This is a genomic window from Pseudonocardia zijingensis (assembly GCF_042657305.1).
Taxonomy (GTDB): Bacteria; Actinomycetota; Actinomycetes; order Mycobacteriales; family Pseudonocardiaceae; genus Pseudonocardia; species Pseudonocardia zijingensis.
Genome location: NZ_JBHSKO010000011.1, coordinates 83149 through 98759, shown reverse-complemented (window position 1 = coordinate 98759; position 15611 = coordinate 83149). Strand labels below are relative to the sequence as shown.

The 15611-nt window shown below is 75.7% G+C and carries 11 protein-coding genes; 9 read left to right on the top strand and 2 right to left on the bottom strand.

All coding sequences use genetic code 11. The features are described from left to right. Window positions 1–36: 36 nt before the first annotated feature. Entirely contained in the window at window positions 37–1965 is a 1929-nt protein-coding gene (locus tag ACFPL3_RS21870) for a protein kinase domain-containing protein (RefSeq protein ID WP_343947051.1), read from the top strand. Further along, window positions 1962–2885, top strand: a complete 924-nt coding sequence (locus ACFPL3_RS21865) for a WD40 repeat domain-containing protein (RefSeq protein ID WP_343947050.1) — start codon at window positions 1962–1964, stop codon at window positions 2883–2885. The genes ACFPL3_RS21870 and ACFPL3_RS21865 overlap by 4 nt, the downstream gene beginning before the upstream one ends. Window positions 2886–2894: 9 nt before the next feature. Here the strand turns inward: ACFPL3_RS21865 and ACFPL3_RS21860 are convergent, their stop codons facing one another. Further along, window positions 2895–3647: an IclR family transcriptional regulator gene (locus ACFPL3_RS21860; protein ID WP_379589604.1), complete on the bottom strand. Its 753-nt coding sequence runs from the start codon at window positions 3645–3647 to the stop codon at window positions 2895–2897. Further along, window positions 3644–5086 carry an APC family permease gene (locus ACFPL3_RS21855; RefSeq protein WP_343945764.1) on the bottom strand — a complete coding sequence of 481 codons (1443 nt, stop codon included), beginning with the start codon at window positions 5084–5086 and terminating at the stop codon, window positions 3644–3646. The genes ACFPL3_RS21860 and ACFPL3_RS21855 overlap by 4 nt, the downstream gene beginning before the upstream one ends. A 214-nt stretch (window positions 5087–5300) precedes the next feature. Here ACFPL3_RS21855 and ACFPL3_RS21850 point away from each other — a divergent pair, with 214 nt between their 5' ends. The 7 genes from ACFPL3_RS21850 to ACFPL3_RS21820 all read left to right on the top strand — a co-directional run bounded on the left by ACFPL3_RS21850 (window position 5301) and on the right by ACFPL3_RS21820 (window position 15600). Continuing rightward, on the top strand, window positions 5301–7244 hold the full coding sequence (locus ACFPL3_RS21850; RefSeq protein ID WP_343945765.1) for a primary-amine oxidase: 1944 nt from the start codon (window positions 5301–5303) through the stop codon (window positions 7242–7244). Continuing rightward, entirely contained in the window at window positions 7234–8769 is a 1536-nt protein-coding gene (locus ACFPL3_RS21845) for an APC family permease (protein ID WP_343945766.1), read from the top strand. The genes ACFPL3_RS21850 and ACFPL3_RS21845 overlap by 11 nt, the downstream gene beginning before the upstream one ends. 200 nt (window positions 8770–8969) lie before the next feature. Next, window positions 8970–10181, top strand: coding sequence for a hypothetical protein (locus tag ACFPL3_RS21840; RefSeq protein WP_379589603.1), 1212 nt, complete (start codon window positions 8970–8972; stop codon window positions 10179–10181). Further along, window positions 10178–12619 (top strand): serine/threonine-protein kinase, encoded by a 2442-nt coding sequence (locus ACFPL3_RS21835; RefSeq protein WP_379589602.1) that lies wholly within the window; start codon window positions 10178–10180, stop codon window positions 12617–12619. The genes ACFPL3_RS21840 and ACFPL3_RS21835 overlap by 4 nt, the downstream gene beginning before the upstream one ends. Window positions 12620–12716: 97 nt before the next feature. Continuing rightward, window positions 12717–13652: a PP2C family protein-serine/threonine phosphatase gene (locus tag ACFPL3_RS21830; RefSeq protein WP_343946556.1), complete on the top strand. Its 936-nt coding sequence runs from the start codon at window positions 12717–12719 to the stop codon at window positions 13650–13652. Continuing rightward, complete coding sequence (locus ACFPL3_RS21825) at window positions 13649–14941, top strand: vWA domain-containing protein (RefSeq protein WP_343946555.1); 1293 nt, start codon at window positions 13649–13651, stop codon at window positions 14939–14941. Before ACFPL3_RS21830 ends, ACFPL3_RS21825 begins: the two co-directional genes overlap by 4 nt. Next, a complete protein-coding gene (locus ACFPL3_RS21820) occupies window positions 14938–15600 on the top strand; it encodes an FHA domain-containing protein (RefSeq protein ID WP_343946554.1) in 663 nt (220 codons plus the stop codon). Before ACFPL3_RS21825 ends, ACFPL3_RS21820 begins: the two co-directional genes overlap by 4 nt. The last annotated feature ends 11 nt before the right edge of the window (window positions 15601–15611 follow it).

Genomic DNA, 15611 nt, shown 5'->3' with positions numbered 1-15611 from the left:
GGCGGGCGATATCGTGCTCGGGTCACTGGGGGGTGCATGGACGCGCTGTGGGCGGATGATCCGGCGGAGCTGGGTCCGTTCACACTGCGCGGGCGCCTCGGTTCCGGCGGGATGGGTGTCGTCTACCTGGGGGAGACGGCCGACGGGCGTCGGGCTGCGGTGAAGGTGGTGCACGCGCACCTCACCGGCGACCGCGCGTTCCGGGACCGCTTCGCACGCGAGATCGAGGTGGCCCGCCGGGTGGTCGGCCCGTGGACCGCGCAGGTGCTGGAGGCCGATCCCGAGGGGCCGCGCCCGTGGCTGGCCACCGAGTACGTCGAGGGTCCCAGCCTCGAGGACCAGGTGAGCCGGGCGGGGCCGCTGCCGCCCGGTGCGGTCAGGCCGCTGGCGGAGAAGCTCGCGGAAGCGCTGGCCGCGCTGCACGCCTCCGGGGTGGTGCACCGCGACCTGAAGCCGTCGAACGTCCTGTTGGCGCCCGATGGTCCGCGGTTGATCGACTTCGGGATCGCGCGGGCCCTGGACGCCACCAAGATCACCCACACCGGCCACGTGATCGGTACTCCGGCGTTCATGTCGCCGGAGCAGGCGGCGGGCGACGAGGCGCAGGCCCCGTCCGACGTGTTCTCGCTGGCGTCCGTGGTGGTGTTCGCCGCCACCGGCAGCGGCCCGTTCGGCCACACCGCGAACCCGGTGGCCATGCTGCTGCGGATCAGCCAGCAGGAGCCGTCAACCGACGGGGTGCCGGACGCGCTGCGCCCCCACCTGCGGGAGTGCCTCGTCCGCGACCCGGCCGCCCGCCCCACCGCCGAGGAGCTCGCCCGCAGGTTGCGGCCGGTGCGGCCGACGCTGGTGGAACCGCCGGGTGACCCGACGATCATCCCCGGGCCGGCCGAGCCCGCACCGGCCGTGCCCCGCGTGGCCGGCTGGGCAGTCGGCCGGGGCCCGTTGCCGTGGCTGCTGGCGGCGAACGGCGTGCTCGCGGTGGTGGTCGTCGTGCTCGTGGTGCTGGTGAACCAGCCCGTGCCGGTCACGCACGCGCCGCAGGCGGCGGCCGCCGGAGCGCAGCTGCCCGCCGCGAGGACCGTGGCGCAGGTGGCCGACATCCCCATCGGCCAGCTGGCCATGGACCTGGCGGTCACCCCGGACGGCGGCCACGTGGTGGTGCAGACCATCCTCGGCACGCACATCGTCGACACGGCGAGCCGGACCGCGTCGGACCCGGTACCCGTCGGCTCCTTGGCCACCGCCATCGCACCGGACGGGTCGCGAGCCTACGTCCCCGGGCAACGGACGATCGACGTCGTCGACATCGGCGCGGCCCGCGTCGTCGGCGAGCTGCCGGTCCCCGAGGACATCAGGGACCTCGTGCTGTCCCCGGACGGTGCCACCGGGTACGCGAGCGTCCGCGACCGCCCGGAGGTACTCACGATCGAGATGGCCACGGGCCGGGTCGTCGCCACGTCGCCGGTGGGCGTGACCGACGCCCAGCTGGGCATCAGCCCGGACGGCGCCACGCTGTACCTGCTCTCCGGCAGGATCGGCGACCAGAGCGCCGACGTCGTGCTCGCGGTCGACACCCGCACGATGGAGGTGGCAGCCACGATCGCGGGCTGGGCCGGCTGGGCGGCCTTCCGGCCCGACGACGAGGTGTTCCTCGGGGGGAACGGGGGTTACACGGTCGTCCGCGGGGCGACCCGGGAGGCGGTGCGCACCGTCCGGTTCCCGAACGTCGCCGACGCGGCGGTGATCGCCGTGGCGGTGAGCCCGAGCGGAGGGCTGATCGCGCTCGGCGACACGGACGGCGGCCTCCGGCTGGTCGACGCGGCGACGCAGGTGGAGATCGCCGCGGTGCCCCTCGACGCGGTGCCGAACGAGCTGTCCTTCGCCCCCGACGGCCGGTCGCTGTACGCCGCCACCGATGCGCGCACCCTCGTGGTCATCGACACCGACGCGGTGGCCCGATGAACGCCCCGGGGACGGTGCGCCGCCGGGCCCGGGCGCTCTGGATCGCAGCAGCGACGGCCGTGGCGCAACTCGTCGCCGCGGGCGTTCTCGCGGCGCAGCTGCCCGCGACGCTGCCGGAACCGGTGGTGCTCGACATCGCGTCGGCGTCGATCAACGCGCACGGATCTCCCGGGCGGGTCCTGCTACAGGACGAGCACGCCGTGCAGGTGCTCGACCCCGCCTCGCAACGCGTCACGGCTTCCGTCGACACGGGTGCGCCCCCGCTGCGCCACGGTGTCGCCGTCCGCGGCGGCACGGACGAGGCGCTGGTCCTGAGCGGGAACGCCGTGGTCCGGATCGACCTCGCCGCGGGTGCGGTCGCCGGTTCCACACCGCTCGGGTTCGCCGTCGAGTTCGACTCCTACGCCGAGGTGCTCGGCCTCGACGCGCGCGGCTCCCTGCTCGTCGACACCGGCGAATGGGTGGAGGCCGTGAGCCTGGACGACGGGGACAAGGAGTTCGTGGCATACCAGGACGGGGTCGTGTCGTCGAGCGGGCGGCTGTGGCAGCCCGCTGACGGCGGACCCAGCCTCCACAGCACCGGCGTGGTGCTCTCGCCCGACGAGGAGCGCTTCTACGTCTTCACCGACGAACCCTCCGTCATCGTGGTGGACACCCGCACCGAGGACAGCGAGACCCTGCCGGGACGGCGCCCGATCGCGAGCGCGGTCGCCCTGCCCACGGCCGACGGGAGCCACGTGGTCACGATCGGCGGGCCCGACTCGACCCAGGTCCTCGTCCGCCGCCTCGACGGCACCGACGTCGCCGCCGTGCAGGCGGGCGCCCCGATCCGTGACATGGACATCACCCCGGACGGGAGCACCGTCTACGCCACCACCGGCGATCGGCTGCTGCTGGTCGACGTGCGCGCCTACACCTGACCTGTGGGGTCACGCCAGGAGCGGGCTCAGCCGTTCGGCGTGCTCGCGCAGCAGCGCCACGAGCTCGTCGTTCGGCTCGGCCACGCGGTGGGGCGGCCCGGCCAGCGCGAGGCCGGCGACCAGCGCCCCCGTGCCGGGCGCGCGGACCGGCACGGCCAGGCAGCCGCGGTCGGGGCGCAGCTCGCCGCACTGGCGGGCCAGCCCGCCGGTGGCGACGGTGGCGAGCTGGCGGTCGAGCGCGCCGGCGTCGACCACCGTCTGCTCGGTGAACCGGCGCAGGTCGCGGGCCACGGCGCGCCAGTCGGGCTGCTCGGCGAGCAGCAGCTTGCCCAGCGCGGACACGTGCGGGTAGCGGCCGATCAGGGTGGGCTCGGCAGGAGGGTGGTCGGGGTCGGCGTCGACGAGCGTGACCTGCCCGGCGGCGAAGGAGGCGAGGTGCACGCCCCAGCGCACGAGGCCGCGCAGGTGCTCCACCACCGCGCGGGCCGCCGTCGGCGGGGTCGTGACCACGGGGAGGGCCAGGCGCGCCGCCCGGCGCCCGAGGGCGAACCCGCGCAGGTCGGGCAGGCGCACCAGGTACTCCTCGCCCACGAGGAGGTTGAGCAGCCGGTACGTGGTGGCCTGCGGGAGCTTGAGCGCGGCCGAGATCTCCTTCGCGGTGACCCCCGGCCCCGCCGCCACCACCTCCTCGAGCACGGCCAGCGCGCTGCGCACCGCCCGCGGCTGGCGGCCGGACAGGGGGAGCGGGTCGAGACCGGTCACGCCGCCCGCCCGGTGCTCGCCGGGTGGACGTCCGCGGTGGACGGCTCGTCGTACACCCCGATGCCGGCGAGCTCGCGGGGGCGCCGCACGCGCAGCACCGCGTACCAGCCGAGCGCGGCGAGCACCAGCGCGCCGAGCACCAGCGGCACCGGCCCGTCCACCGCGGACACCACGAAGGCGCAGCAGACGCCCGCCAGCACCGGCACGGCCACCGCGGTGACCACCACCGGCGCCGGCGTGAGCTCCCCGATGCGGTTCAGGAACAGCGGTGCGGCGAGCGCCACGAGCAGGTAGGCCACGAGGTAGCCCGCCGTGGCGACGCCCAGCAGCCCGCGCAGCACCGTGAGCCCCGGCAGCCCGGCGAGGAACAGCGCCGCGGGCACGGCCGCACCGACCGGCACCGCCACGGCGATCGCGACGTGCGGCGTGCGGAAACGGGGGTGGGTGCTGCCCACGCGGGCGGGCACGATCCCGTCGCGCGCCATCGAGAACAGCACGCGGACCAGCGCGTTGGCCGTGGCGAGCGTGCACGCCACGAACGAGGTGGCGATGCCGACGTCGAGCAGCACGGCCAGCCACGGCGTGCCGTGCGCCGCCGCGAGGGTGACGACCGGCTCGGGCTGCCCGCCCAGCGCGCCGGCGAAGCCGACCACCTGCGTGTGGGCGGCGAGCAACGTCAGGAGCCCGACCAGCGCCGCCGTGCCGAGCACCGCCCGCGGCACGGCGACGAACGGGCGCCGCGCCTCCACCCCGAGCGTGGTGGCGGCCTCGAAGCCGATGAAGGCGCCCAGGGCGGGCAGCACCCCGGCGGCGAGCCCGACGGCGCTCCAGCCGGGAGTCGCGTCCGACGGGGCGGGCGCAGCCGGCGGGCCGGCCAGCAGCACCACGAAGATCACGACCATCAGGGCGATCGAGACGGCCTCGACGGCGAGCACGATCCGCGCCGACACCCGCACCCCGCGCAGCACGAGCGCGGCCGCGACCCCGGCGAGGACGACGACCACGGCCGCGCCCACGACGGGCGGCGGGGGCCACCCGAGCCGGGTGAGCAGCGCACCGGCGTAGATGGCCGCGCCGGTGAGCGCCGCCATGAGCAGCACCGCGTACCCGGCGAGCAGTGCGGCGCCGCACGCGAACGCCGCGCCGGGGCCGAGGCCCTTCGCGGTGAGGCTGTAGAGCGACCCGGCCGCCGCCATCCGCCGGGTGAACGTCGCGATGCAGGCGCCCACCGCGAGGGCCACCGCCGTGGCGAGCACGAACGACCAGACCGTGGCCGTGCCGGCCGTGGTGGCCACGATCGCGGGCACGGTGGCCATCCCGGCGGCGGGCGCGGCCGTGGACACCGATTGCGCGAGCACCTCGAGCGGGCGCAGGCCGCGCCGGTCGAGCCCGTGCACGGGAGATCGCTGCCGCAGCGCCGCCAGTGCCCCGTTCCGCATCCCTCACCTCCGGCGATCGCAGGACGCTAACCCCTCGACCAGCGCCGCGACAGGCGTGCCGATCCCGAATGAGAATCCCGCAAGGTCGATTCCCGTGGAGTGAGAGCGGCCGCCGCGGGCTTTCGCGAGTGCGGAGACCCACCTTTGACCGCGCGGTCACCCGGCGGCGACCGTCCCTGACCACGCTCTCGCCGACGACGCAGGGAGGATGCGCATGACCACGCTCGAGGACCGGCGCGATGCGGCCACCGCCGCCCCCACCCATCCGCTCGCGATGACCAGGAGCACGGAGGTCGACCGCGTCCGGGAGACCCTCGCCGCCGCGGGCCTGCTCACCGAGACCGTGCGCTTCGCCTTCTTCGCGCCTGAGGAGCCGCCCAAGGAGCAGGTGCTCGCCCACACCGCCGGCGCCCCGCTCGACCGCCGGTTCCGCGCCGTGCTGCTCGACCTCGCGACCGGGCGGTCGTGGGACACGGTGGTGTCGGCGACGCGCGGCGAGGTGGTGTCCTCGCGCGAGCTCGACCCGCCGGTGGACGGCCAGCCGCCCATCATCGACGCCGAGTTCGAGCTGATCGAGGACATCCTCAACGCCGACGAGGGCTGGACCGGCGCCCTGCGCACGCGGGGGATCGACCCTGCCGCGGTGCGCGCCGTGCCGCTGTCGGCCGGCGTCTACGACCACCCCGAGGAGGTCGGCCGCCGGATCGTGCGGGCCTTCGGGTTCCGGCAGGACCACGAGAAGGACCACCCGTGGGCGCACCCGGTCGACGGCCTCGTCGCCTACGTCGACCTGACCGACCGGAAGGTCACCCGGATCGTCGACGTCGCCACGCCGCCCGTGCCGGCCGCATCGGGCAACTTCGACGACCCCGACGTGCAGGGGCCGCCGCTGGAGTCCCTGCGGCCCATCGAGATCACCCAGCCCGAGGGCCGCAGCTTCACCGTGGAGGACGGGCGCGTGCGCTGGGGCCGGTGGGACCTGCGCATCGGGTTCAACGAGCGCGAGGGCCTGACGCTGCACCAGATCGCCTTCGACGGCCGCCCGGTCTGCTACCGGGCCTCGATCGCCGAGATGGTGGTGCCCTACGCCGACCCCGCGCCCACCCGCTTCTGGCAGAACTACTTCGACTGCGGCGAGTACATGTTCGCCCGCTACGCCGACTCGCTGCAGCTGGGCTGCGACTGCCTCGGCGACATCCACTACGTCGACGCCGTGATCGCCGACGACCTGGGCAACCCGAAGACGATCACCAACGCGATCTGCATGCACGAGGAGGACACCGGGGTGCTCTGGAAGCACTCCGACATGTTCACCGGATCCCGCGAGGTGCGCCGCCAGCGCCGCCTGGTGATCTCGTTCTTCACCCCGATCGGCAACTACGACTACGGCTTCTACTGGTACCTCTACCTCGACGGCACCATCCAGCTCGAGGTCAAGGCCACCGGCGTGGTCTTCACCGCCGCCTACCCGGAGGGTGGCAACGACTACGCCACCGAGGTGGCACCCGGGCTGGGCGCGCCCTACCACCAGCACCTGTTCTCGGCCCGGCTGGACATGACGGTCGACGGCGTGCGCAACGCCGTGGAGGAGGTGGAGGCCGAGCGGGTGCCGATGGGGGAGGGCAATCGGTACGGCAACGCGTTCCGGCAACGGCGCACCCGCCTGACCCGGGAGTCGCAGGCGCAGCGGCGCGCCGACGGGTCGGTGGTGCGGTCCTGGCACATCGTCAACCCGGAGAAGCGGGGCGCCTTCGGTCAGCCCGTGGGGTACGCCCTGCTGCCGGAGGGCCGGGCCACCCTGCTCGCCGACGAGCGCTCGTCCATCCACGCGCGGGCCACGTTCGCCACCCACCACCTGTGGGTCACCCGCTACGACCCGGCCCAGCGCTACCCGGCCGGCGACTTCGTCAACCAGAACCCCGGCGGCGCCGGCCTGCCCGCATGGGTGCAGGCAGACCGGGCGATCGACGGCGAGGACGTCGTCGTGTGGCACACGTTCGGCACCACCCACTTCCCGCGACCCGAGGACTGGCCGGTCATGCCCGTCGACCACACCGGCTTCACCCTCAAGCCGGTCGGGTTCTCCGATCGCAACCCCGCCCTCGACGTGCCCCCGGCGCGCACCGCCCACTGCCACGGGGCCGGCGATGGCTGCTGACGCCACTGACGCCACAGCCACTCCGACCGCGTCCGGCGGCTTCCACCGCACCCTGGGCCTGCGCGACGTCGTGGCGCAGAGCCTTTCGGTGATCGCGCCCGCCATGTCGGGGGCGTTCCTCACCTACCTCGCCTCCACGAAGGCGGGCGGCGCCACGCCGCTGGCGTACCTGCTCGGCACGCTCGCCATGCTCGCCGTGGGCGGCACCGTGGCGATGTTCGCGCGCTCGCTGTCCTCGGCCGGGTCGATGTACACCTACCTCACCCGCGGCGGCGGCAAGGTGCTCGGGTTCCTCGGCGGCTGGTGCTACGCCGCGGCCTTCCTGGTGCTCGGCGGCGCGGTGCTGTGGGGCTTCGGCTTCTTCACCGCGAGCCTCGTCGCGCTGCTCACCGGCGCCGACCCGGCCTGGTACTGGTTCTCGCTGGCCGGGCTCGTCGTCATCGCGGTGATGAGCATGCTCGACATCCAGGCCTCCACCCGCACCCAGCTGGCGATCCTGCTGGTCACGATGGTCGCCCTGCTCGCGGTGGCCGTCACGGTGATCGCGATCGGGTCGCCCGCCGTCAGCGTGATCGATCAGACGACGCCGGTGGCCGACCCGGGCCGCAGCCTCGACCTCGCCGCCTTCTGGCCGTCCGCGGCCGGAGTGTCGTGGACGGGAGTGCTCTTCGGGCTGTCGTTCGCGATGCTGTCGTTCACCGGCGCCGAGGCGAGCGCGGTGCTGTCGGAGGAGACGCGCGACCCGCGGCGCGCGGTGCCGCGGGCGATCATCGGCTCGATCGTCGTGGCCGGCCTGTTCTACCTCGTGATCACCTACGCCACGGCCGTCGGATTCGGGGTGCGGCAGGCGGCCAGCGACTGGCCCGCCTCCCTCGCCGGACTCGCCGCCGTGGCCCCGAACGGGGCGGTGGCCGCGGTGGTGCTCGCCTGCGCGGCGCTGGCGAGCCTGTTCTGCGCGCTCGGGGTGCACATCGCGGTGTCGCGGGTGCTGTTCGCGATGGGCCGCGAGCGGGTGCTGCCCGCCTGGCTGGGCGTCCTGCACCCGCGGTGGGGCACACCGTACCGGGCGATCGCGCTCGACCTGGTCGTCTGGGTCGTGCTCGCCGCCGCGTCGGTGCTGTTCACCAGCCGGGAGAGCCAGGTGGAGCTGGCCGGCGGGGTCGACAGCGGCCTCACCGGCGGCGTCTTCCTCTTCACCTTCCTCGCCGGCATCGGCACGCCGCTCGTCATGGCCGTGTACCTGATGCTCGGGATCGCGGGCGTGGCCCAGGGCAGGCGCACCGGCGCACCCGCGTTCACGGTGACGGGCGCGCTCGCGGCACTCGTCGGGGCGCTCGCCGTGTTCGGCGGGCTCTACTACTCGTTCGTGCCCGCCGCGCCCGGCGCGCCCATCCCGTTGCAGGTCGCGATGGTGCCGTGGGTGTGCCTCGTGATCGCGGCCGCAGGCCTCGCCCTTGCCGCCTGGACCCACCGCTGCCGCCGGGAGGTGTGGGCGGACATGGGCCGCATCTTCGACGAGGTCTGAGGCGCCCGCGCCGACCTGCCCGAATGCCAGCAAGGTGGCTTTACTGGCGTAATCGGCCGGCAAAGCCACCTTGCTGGCATATGGGGCAGGCGCGTGGGGCCGTTGTCGAACCGTCGCCTCAGCCTTCCCCCGGCCGCCACTGATCGCGCTAGTCTGCCGACACGATCAGGTGAGCTGCGGCTGGGGGGCGTGACGGCGACATGACTGGCGGGAGCGGCCGTGCGCCCACCGGGGGGTTGGAAGCGGAGCTGGCGCAGCGCGACGCCGCCGCGGGGCGGATGGCCACCTCGCTGGTCGAGCTCGACGCCCACCCCGCCCACGCGCTGCTGTCCGCGGGCCCGCTGACCGGCCGCACGGCGCGGGAGTGGGACGGGGCACGCGCCGACCTCGCGGGGCTGTGGCGCGACTTCGACACCTACCGGCAGGTGCTGGGCGCGGCGCGCGACGCGCTCGCGCGGGCGGGTTCGGCCGGCGAGGCGGAGCTGCACCGGCTGCTGCACGAGCCGTCGATCGAGGTGGGGCGCGCGGTCGTCGAGCGCAGGCTCACCGGCGCCGTCGAGCGGATCGAGTCGATCACCCTCGGCGAGCTGGCCGACCGGATGGAGGCGGCGTTCGACCGGGTGCACGAGCTGTTCGTCGCGGTCCACGCGGGGCACGAGCGGTTCCTCGCCGCGATCGGCCCGCTGGCCGAGCGCCTGCGGACGGGCCGCGAGCTCGCCGCCGAGCTCGGCGATCCCCGCACGGCGGAGCTCACCGCGCGGGTGGAGGAGCTCACCGCCCGCTACACCACCGACCCGCTCGCCGTGGCCGACGCGCCGCCGGACGCCGCGCTCGCCGAGCTCGCGGCCCGCGTCGACACCCTCACCACCGACCTGGGCCGCGCCGCCGCCGCCCGCGACGGGTGGCAGGTCCGCCTCGCCGGGGTCGGCCCGGCGATCGCGGAGGTCGAGGCCGCGCGCGGCGCCGCGGAGCAGGTGCGGCTGCGCGCGCAGGAGCTCGTCGTCACCGCCCCGCTGGACCCGCCGCCCGAGAGCGCCCCGGCGCTGCGCGGCGTGCTGGCCGCGCTCACCGACGGGCGCCTGCCCAGCGGCCGCGGCTGGCCCGCGCGGGCGCGCGCCCTCACCGACCTGGAGGCCGACGTCCACGCTGCAGCCGCCGAGGTACGCACCGCCCACGCGCTCGCCGAGGGCCTGCTGGAGCGGCGCACCGAGCTGCGCGGCCGCTTCGAGGCCTACCGCGCCAAGGCGGGCCGGCTCGGCATCGCCGAACGCCCCGATCTGCTCGCCCTCGACACCGACATCCGCCGGCTGCTCTGGACCCGTCCCGCCGACCTCGCCGCCGCCACCCGAGCGCTGGTGTCCTACCAGCGGCTGCTGGCCGCGGGCGAGAGCGCCCCGGGCAGGCCGGCATGACCGGGACCCAGGTGTGCGGCCGTCCCGGGTGCGAGGGCACGATCGACGGCGGCTGGTGCGACACCTGCGGCATGGCCGCCCCAGCCCCAGCCCCAGCCCCTGCCGCTGCCCCCGCCCCGGCCGCTGCCCGGCCACCCGCCCCGCCCGCAGGCCCCGAGGCGTGCCGCCGCGCCGGGTGCGACGGCCTCGTCACGGGCGGCTACTGCGACGTCTGCGGGCTGGCCCCGCCCGCGGACGACGCGGCCGGGTCCGCGAGCGGCCCGGCGACGGCCGCGGCCTCCGGTTCGGGCAGCTGGTCCACCGGCAGCGGCGGCAGCCGCCCGTCGCGGCGCGGGTCGGGCCGCACCGCCACCGGCTCCGCGCGCAGCCGGCTGGGCGCCGGGCTGGTCGACGTGCCCGCGGTGCCGCGCGTCGATCCGGCGAGCGCCCTGCTCGCCGACCCCCAGGTGCCGGAGGACAAGCGGTTCTGCAGCACCTGCCACAAGCCCGTCGGCCGGTCGAAGGGCGACCGGCCCGGCCGGGCGGAGGGCTTCTGCCCGCACGACGGCACGCGGTTCTCGTTCACCCCGAAGCTGCAGCCGGGCACGGTGGTGGCGGGCCAGTACAAGGTGCAGGGTTGCCTCGCCCACGGCGGGCTCGGGTGGATCTACCTCGCCACCGACCTCAACGTCGACGACCGCTGGGTGGTGCTCAAGGGCCTGCTCGACTCCGGTGACGCCCACGCGATGGCGGCTGCGGTGGCGGAGCGGCGGTTCCTCGCGCAGGTGAGCCACCCGAACATCGTCACGATCCACAACTTCGTGCAGCACCCCGACGAGGACGGCACGCCGGTCGGCTACATCGTGATGGAGTACGTGGGCGGGTCCTCGCTCAAGCAGCTGCTGGAGGAGCGCCGCCGCCCCGACCGCACGATCGACCCGTTGCCCGTGCCGCGGGCGATCGCCTACGCGCTGGAGATGCTGCCCGCACTGGGCTACCTGCACGCGAGCGGCCTGGCCTACTGCGACTTCAAGCCGGAGAACGTCATCCAGTACGACCGGCAGCTGAAGCTGATCGACCTGGGCGCCGTGATCCGCTTCGACGACCTCACCAGCGCCGTGTACGGCACCATCGGCTACCAGGCGCCCGAGATCGGCGACCCGGACGCCCCGGACAACGGCCCGTCCCCGAGCTCGGACGTGCACACCGTGGGCCGCACCCTCGCGGTGCTCGCCCTCGGCATCCCGCCCGCGCGCCGGGGCGTGCCGACACCGCTGCCCGACCCCGCCGACCACCCGGTGCTCGCGCGGCACGAGTCGTTCCACCGGCTGCTGCTGCGCGCCACCGACCCCGACCCGCTGCGCCGGTTCGGTTCCACCGACGAAATGGCCGAGCAGCTCGGCGGGGTGCTGCGGGAGGTGCTGGCCACCGAGCGGGCCGAGGGGCTGGGCGGGGACGACGCGGTCCCGCTGCCGCCCGCGGTGTCGGCGGTGTTCGGGCCGCCGCGCGGCACGTTCGCCCCCGGCCTGCTGATCGCTCCCGAGGCGGGCGACGACGCCGAGCCCGGGCGTCCCGGCCCGCGGCGGGTGGCCACGCTGTTGCCGGTGCCGCTGGTCGACCGCGACGACCCGGCCGCCGTCGTGCTCGCCGCGGCGGCGCCCGGTACGCCACGGGACGTGGAGCGGATCATCGCCGCGTCCGGGCCGAGCCGTGCGCTGCGGCTGGCCCTCGTGCGCGCCCACCTCGACGCGGCCGACCCGGCCGCCGCGGGTGAGGTGCTCACCGCGCTCGCCGCCGACGACCCCGACGACTGGCAGCTGGAGTGGTTCCGGGGTGTCGCGGCGCTCGTCGAGGGCCGGCTCGACGCCGCGTGCGCGGCGTTCGACACCGTGTACTCCACGCTTCCCGGCGAGGCCGCGCCGAAGCTGGCGCTCGCGGCCGCCTCGGAGTGCGCGGGCCTCGACGAGCCCGCGGGCCGCTGGTACGCGCTCGTGGCCCGGCCGGACCCGCGGGTGGGCGACGCGGTGTTCGGCCTGGCCAGGGTGCGGGTGCGGGCAGGCGACCGGGAGGGGGCGCTCGCGGCGCTCGACGCGGTGCCGGACACGTCGAGCGGCTACGTCGCCGCGCAGCTCGCCGCGGTGGAGGTGATGCTGTCGGGCCGGTTCGGCACCGAGCCGGGGGAGCCGGAGCTGCGCTCGGCCGCCGCGCGGGTGGAGGGGTTGCGCCTCGACGCGGCCACCGCGCAGCGGGTACGCGCGCGGCTGTTCTCCGAGGCCGTGGCGCTCGCACCGAACGGTCGCGGCGGGGAGCCGCTGCTGACGTGCCCGTGGGACGAGCGGTCGCTGCGGCTGGCCCTCGAGGAGAGCCTGCGTGCCTCCGCCCGGCTCGCGTCCGACCCCGCACAGCGGGTGGTGCTGGTCGACCGGGCCAACGCCGTGCGCCCGCGGACGTGGGTGTAAGCCGATGCAGGAGGAGCACACACCGTTGGCTGCCACGTGCCCCAGATGCCGGGAACAGGTGGAGCCGCACCGTTTCTGTGAGAGTTGCGGCCACGACATGTGGCTGCGCCGCGGCGGCGCCGCGCGCGCGCCTGGCGGTCCCTGCCCGGGGTGCGGCACGCCCGGCGACAACGGGCACGGCGGCGTCGACCGGTCGGGGGAGGCGTACTGCGAGACGTGCGGGCTGCGCCGCTCCGACGGCACCGAGCACGTCGAGGCCGACCTCGGTGCGATCGCCGGGGTGAGCGACCGCGGGCTCTCCCACGCCCGCAACGAGGACGCGATGGCCCTGGGGCTGCTCGCGGCCCCCGGGGCGGCGCCGGTGCTGGCCGCCGTGGTCTGCGACGGGGTGTCCTCGGTGGACTCGCCGGAGCTCGCGTCCCGGGCCGGGGCGGACGCCGCGCTGGAGCGGCTGCTGCACCCCGCCGCACCCACCATGCGCGACGCGGTGGCCGCCGCGGCGACCGCGGTGGAGGCGCTGGAGGAGGTCAGCGTCCGCAACCCGCCCTCGTGCACGCTCGTGGCCGCGATCGTCCGCCCGGACGACGGGATCACGGTGGGGTGGGTCGGCGACAGCCGGGCGTACTGGCTGGCCGCGCCGGACGCGGTGGAGCCCGCGCGCCTGCTCACCGTGGACCACTCGTGGGCGGTGGAAATGGTGGCGGCCGGCGCGATGGACGCGGCCACGGCGCTGGCCGACCCGCGCGCGCACGCGATCACGCGCTGGCTCGGCGCGGGCGGCGAACCCCGCCCGGACGTCGTCACGCTGCACCCCGCCTGCCCCGGGCTGCTGCTGATCTGCTCCGACGGGCTGTGGAACTACCTCCCGGGCGCCGTGGACCTCGCCGAGGTCGCGCTGCCGGAGCTCGCGCGGGGCGGCCCCGCGGCCGTCGCCCGCGCCCTCACCGCCATCGCGCTGGACGCGGGCGGTCGCGACAACATCACCGTCGTCGCCGTACCCATCGGGCTCCCGGAGCAGAGGAGGGACACATGACCGACGGGTCGGTGTTCACCGTCGAGGTCGACCAGAACAGCTACCTGCCGGTGGACGGCACGCGGGTGGACGCGGTCGTCACGGTGACGTCCACCGATGGTGCGGCGGCCCCCGCGCCCGCGTCCGACGTGCTCGAGGTGATCGTCATCGACTGCTCCACGTCGATGACCGGCAGCAAGATCCACGCCGCCCGGCAGGCCACGGTGGCCGCGATCGGCGCGCTGCGCGCCGGCGTCTCGTTCGCGGTGGTGGCGGGCACCCACGTCGCGCAGCAGGTGTTCCCGGCGCACGGCACCGCCGTGGCCGACAACAGCTCGCGCGCGGAGGCGGTGCGGCTGGTCGAGCGGCTGCGGGCCGACGGTGGCACCGGGATCGGGAATTGGCTCACGCACGTGGGCGGGCTCGCCGCAGCGCACCCCGGCGCGATCAAGCACGCCATCCTGCTCACCGACGGCCAGAACGGCGAGTCGGAGGGGTACTTCGCCAACGCGCTCGACGGCGTGCGCGGGGCGTTCACCTGCGACTGCCGCGGGGTGGGCACCGACTGGCGGGTCGACGAGCTGCGCACGATCGCCACCGCGCTGCTCGGCACCGTCGACATCGTCGCCGACCCGGCCGACCTCGCCACCGACTTCGAGTCGATCATGGGCGTGGCGATGGGCAAGAGCATGGCCGACCTCTCCCTGCGGCTGTGGACGCCGCGCGGGGCGGCCGTGCGGTTCGTCAAGCAGGTGGCGCCCACCGTCGAGGACCTCACCGGGCGGCGCACCGAGTCGGCCCGCCAGAGCGGTGACTACCCCCTCGGCTCGTGGGGCGCCGAGAGCCGCGACTACCACCTCGCCATCGACGTCCCGGCCGGGTCCGTGGGCGACGAGATGCTCGCGGGGCGGGTGAGCATCGTGCGGCCGGGTACCGGCGGCGCCGTCGAGACGGTGCTGGGGCAGGGGCACGTCACCGCGATCTGGACCGAGGACACCGGGCTCTCCACGCGGATCAGCCGCGGCGTGGCCCACTACACCGGGCAGGCGGAGCTCGCGGAGGCCATTCAGGAGGGCCTGGCCGCGCGCAAGGCGGGCGACGAGGTCAGGGCCACGGCCCGGCTCGGACGGGCGGTCGCGCTGGCGGCGGCGTCGGGCAACGACGGCACCGCCCGCCTGCTGGAACGGGTGGTGGAGGTGGTCGACGCGCCGTCCGGCACGGTCCGGTTGCGCAAGGGGGTGACGGACGTCGACGAGATGACCCTCGACACCCGCTCCACCCGGACCGTGCGCGTGCGGGGCGACGGATGACCGGCTGCACCGAGGATCACGCCACCGCCACCGGCGAGTACTGCGACGTCTGCGGGTTGCGGCTGCGGGGTGCCACCGCGGCCCCGCCCGCACCGGCGCCGCCCCAGTCGTGCCCGAGCTGCGGGGCAGCCCGGGAGGGGCGGTTCTGCGAGGTCTGCGGGTACGACAGCGCGTTGGGGCCACCGCCGCAGTCCGCGGCCCCGGCGCCCCCGCCGGTGCCTGTGCCTGCCGACCCGGCGCCCGCGGGCGGCACCTGGACCGTGGTGGTGCGGGCCGACCGCGCCTGGTTCGAGGAGGTCGTGCGCCGCGACGGGCCGGACGCGGCCGCGCTGCAGTTCCCCGCGTTCAGCACGGAGCGGCGGTTCGCGCTCGACCGGCCGCAGCTGGCCCTCGGGCGCCGCAGCCGCTCCCGCGGCATCGAGCCGGAGATCGACCTGTCCGCCCCGCCCGTGGATCCCGGCGTGTCCGCGCTGCACGCCCTGTTCGTACGGCGCGACGACGGCGGCTGGGACGTGGTGGACCTCGACTCCACCAACGGCACGGTGGTGGGCGCCGGGCCCGACCCGATCCCGCCGAACACGCCGGTGCCGCTCGCCGACGGCGACGTGGTGAAGGTGGGGGCGTGGACCACCCTCACACTCGTGCGGCAGGCGTCCTGATCGCGCCGGCG